Below are 2,685 nucleotides of genomic sequence, written 5' to 3' on the forward strand. Positions count from 1 at the left end.
GATTGCGATTTACTTCCCGGCTGATTGTGCTGTGGCTGACTTTCAGACGTTTTCCTATCTCCCGATAACTGAAACCCTCGCGTAAATAGGCCTCAATCTGGTATCGTTGTCCCTCGATCAACTGCTTGTAATTCATGGTAACTACTCATGTTTGTTTGGCGACTACAGAGTATCACCAACAGGCAGTTGATCTCTCCTCACCGTTTAACCATGAGTGGTGCACTTATTATCTGAATTCGGGCTGAAAACAAGCAGTCTAAAATGGATATAAATTTACATGAGATCAACTGTCCAGAATGCGGCGAAATAATGCCGAAAATTCGTATCCCTCAAAATATAAGTCAACTGATGTGGGGTGGTTGGACTTGTCCTAAATGCAATTGCAAAATGGATAAGTTTGGTAAAAAAGTCATCTAATTAAAACAGACTATAACCGAAATACCCATGGCTTCATCAAATCTACACATGAGCTAAGAAAGATGCGAATAAGTCCTCGGGCCCTAAAAAAACTGCAGGTACACGTTAAGCTGAACTGTAGAAATAAGTAACCAGCCTTACAAATACCCTCGGACGGTTGGGCTTAAAAGTGGTGGCAAGTATCTGTTTAAAGTCCTAAGCCGCGCGTTAACACCCTCTTGCGACTAATACAACTTACACTACCTTCTGCGCCTCACTATAAGACACTTGCCACCATTTATCTGACTATGACTTCGTCATACTGGCTTGTTTCAAGCCAATACGCTTGCCCAACCAGACACCCAAGCCCAGTGGCGCAAAGAACACTACCAGCAAGAACAGCACGATATAGAGGATTAGGCTTTTAATCACGCCGGTGAGCTCTTCAAACACCTGAGTCACAGTACGTTGCACCAGCGCATCGGCTTCTTTGGTCACGGCCTGGCGCTCCCTATCCACCATCTGCTCCAGCGCAATGCGTTCACGTTCCACCATTTTTTCCAATGCCAGACGTTCGACCGACAGTTGCGCGAGATTGCGCTCGGCACTAGCATCCAACTGTACCAACAGCGGCGTCAGCTCGCGGCGCAGATCCACTGCCAGCTCAGACATTAACTGCGGGCTTTCATTCATCAGCTTCTGAAATTTAGCCGAGGTTTCGCTGATATCTTTTAGGGTTTGCTGTACCTCTTTTGAGTTGATGTTGGAGTGAAGGGCAAACAGCTCTGCCTTCCAGCCAAGCAGTTTTGGCGTTTGACTCGCCAGCATGGCCATACGGTCAGACATATCGCTCATCACCTCAGGCACACTGCCGAAGGTAGTCACAGCATCAAACTCACCGATCTTACGGAAGCTCAACCAGTCGTTAAACGCGGAGACCCGTGGAAAGCTAACATCAAACAGCGGGTGAGCCATGGCATATTCGCGGATAAACTGCTGATTGGCAGTAAAATCGGCTTTACTCATCAGCCCTTGCATGCGGCGCTCATAATCAGCCAACAGTTGCTGACTGGTGTTGGCTGCCAGTTGCGTTTGCTCGCCAAACAATGCCTTACCATTACCAGAGTCAAAAAACTGTGCCATCTGTGCAGTAAATGCCCAAGTGTCTATCATGGCGGCTACCGGCGACACCTGAAAAATGGTTTGTCCCAGTGTTTGTTCGGCATTAATTTTCCACATCAAGGCATTGGATTTGCTCTGCAGATCATCAGAGCGTAGTAGTATCAGATCGGCGCTCTGCTCTACTCCGGCAAAAAAGCTGCTGGCATATTCCCGGGTAAATACCCGCATGCTCAACTGCTCCTGCGGCAGCGGCTCAATACCGCTTTCCAATTTCACCTCAAGCAATGAACAACCCGAAACCAGCAACGACAGACAAAGAACCAAACCCCAGGAGGATAAACTACGCATGGCACTCCACCAATACAGACAATAATAAGGAAAAGAGGATCTTACCATTTTGCCGACTATTGCCGCCGAAGATAACCTAAAACGTGAGTAGACTCACAGCCCGCAAACAATTAAAAAAACAATATGATTGAGGATATTTTAAGCGGGTGTTAACGGTCCACTCGATGACCAAGGTTAACCTTGGCGGATACAGAAAACTAATGCAATAACGCAAACAATAGCAATATACCAATGGCAATAAACAAGTTGGTCTTCCAAAAGGCATTTTGGGTTACCGTTTGCCGAATCAATACCCCGCTCCCCCTCAACCAACCGGCCCAACATCCGGCGATCAATGCTTGTAGCATCAAAATAGTCCCCACCAACATATAGGTCAGATCCAACCAACCCTTGGATTGAAACATAGAAGGCAACAGCAGTAATCCAACAATGCCCGCCAAGGCCGCCCAACTGCAACCCACCAGCAATGCCAACAAAGAAGACAATAAAAATCCCTTAAATCCTTGCATCACACTCTCCTTGTTTTCGATAAAATTGCTTCCCTTTAGCCTATAGTATTTTTTATCTATCCCTATGGAGAGCGTAAGTATCACACGAAAATCAAGAACTCACGTTGAGATAAATAGCATTGGAATCAGGCTGGTTGAAAATACTGACAGCTGGTTGCAAAATGCCATCGTCGCTTCTCCAGTGTTCGCAGTAGTAAGTTCTTGCAGCGTCCCTACCGGCCCAGGAAATAGTTTTCCAAATTCAGCGGTAAGCCTGGTAGTGTTCATAAATCTGTGTCATTTGAGTAATATACACCCAAAAGGATATTCA

3 protein-coding genes and 1 pseudogene are annotated in these 2,685 nt (G+C 46.3%); all 4 read right to left on the bottom strand.

Annotation, left to right across the window (positions count from 1 at the left end):
- Nucleotides 1-136 (bottom strand): helix-turn-helix domain-containing protein (locus CX651_RS19595; protein ID WP_157822673.1); only part of this gene is annotated, 136 nt, incomplete at its 3' end.
- A gap of 566 nt (nucleotides 137-702) precedes the next feature.
- Nucleotides 703-1,866, bottom strand: a complete 1,164-nt coding sequence (locus CX651_RS19600) for a chemotaxis protein (RefSeq protein WP_101057785.1) — start codon at nucleotides 1,864-1,866, stop codon at nucleotides 703-705.
- A gap of 197 nt (nucleotides 1,867-2,063) precedes the next feature.
- Entirely contained in the window at nucleotides 2,064-2,459 is a 396-nt protein-coding gene (locus tag CX651_RS19605) for a hypothetical protein (RefSeq protein WP_157822709.1), read from the bottom strand.
- 41 nt (nucleotides 2,460-2,500) lie between these two features.
- Nucleotides 2,501-2,639: pseudogene (locus CX651_RS20210) on the bottom strand (transposase); the annotation flags it as partial.
- Between the last annotated feature and the right edge of the window lie 46 nt (nucleotides 2,640-2,685).

Source organism: Shewanella chilikensis (assembly GCF_002836945.1).
GTDB lineage: Bacteria > Pseudomonadota > Gammaproteobacteria > Enterobacterales > Shewanellaceae > Shewanella > Shewanella chilikensis.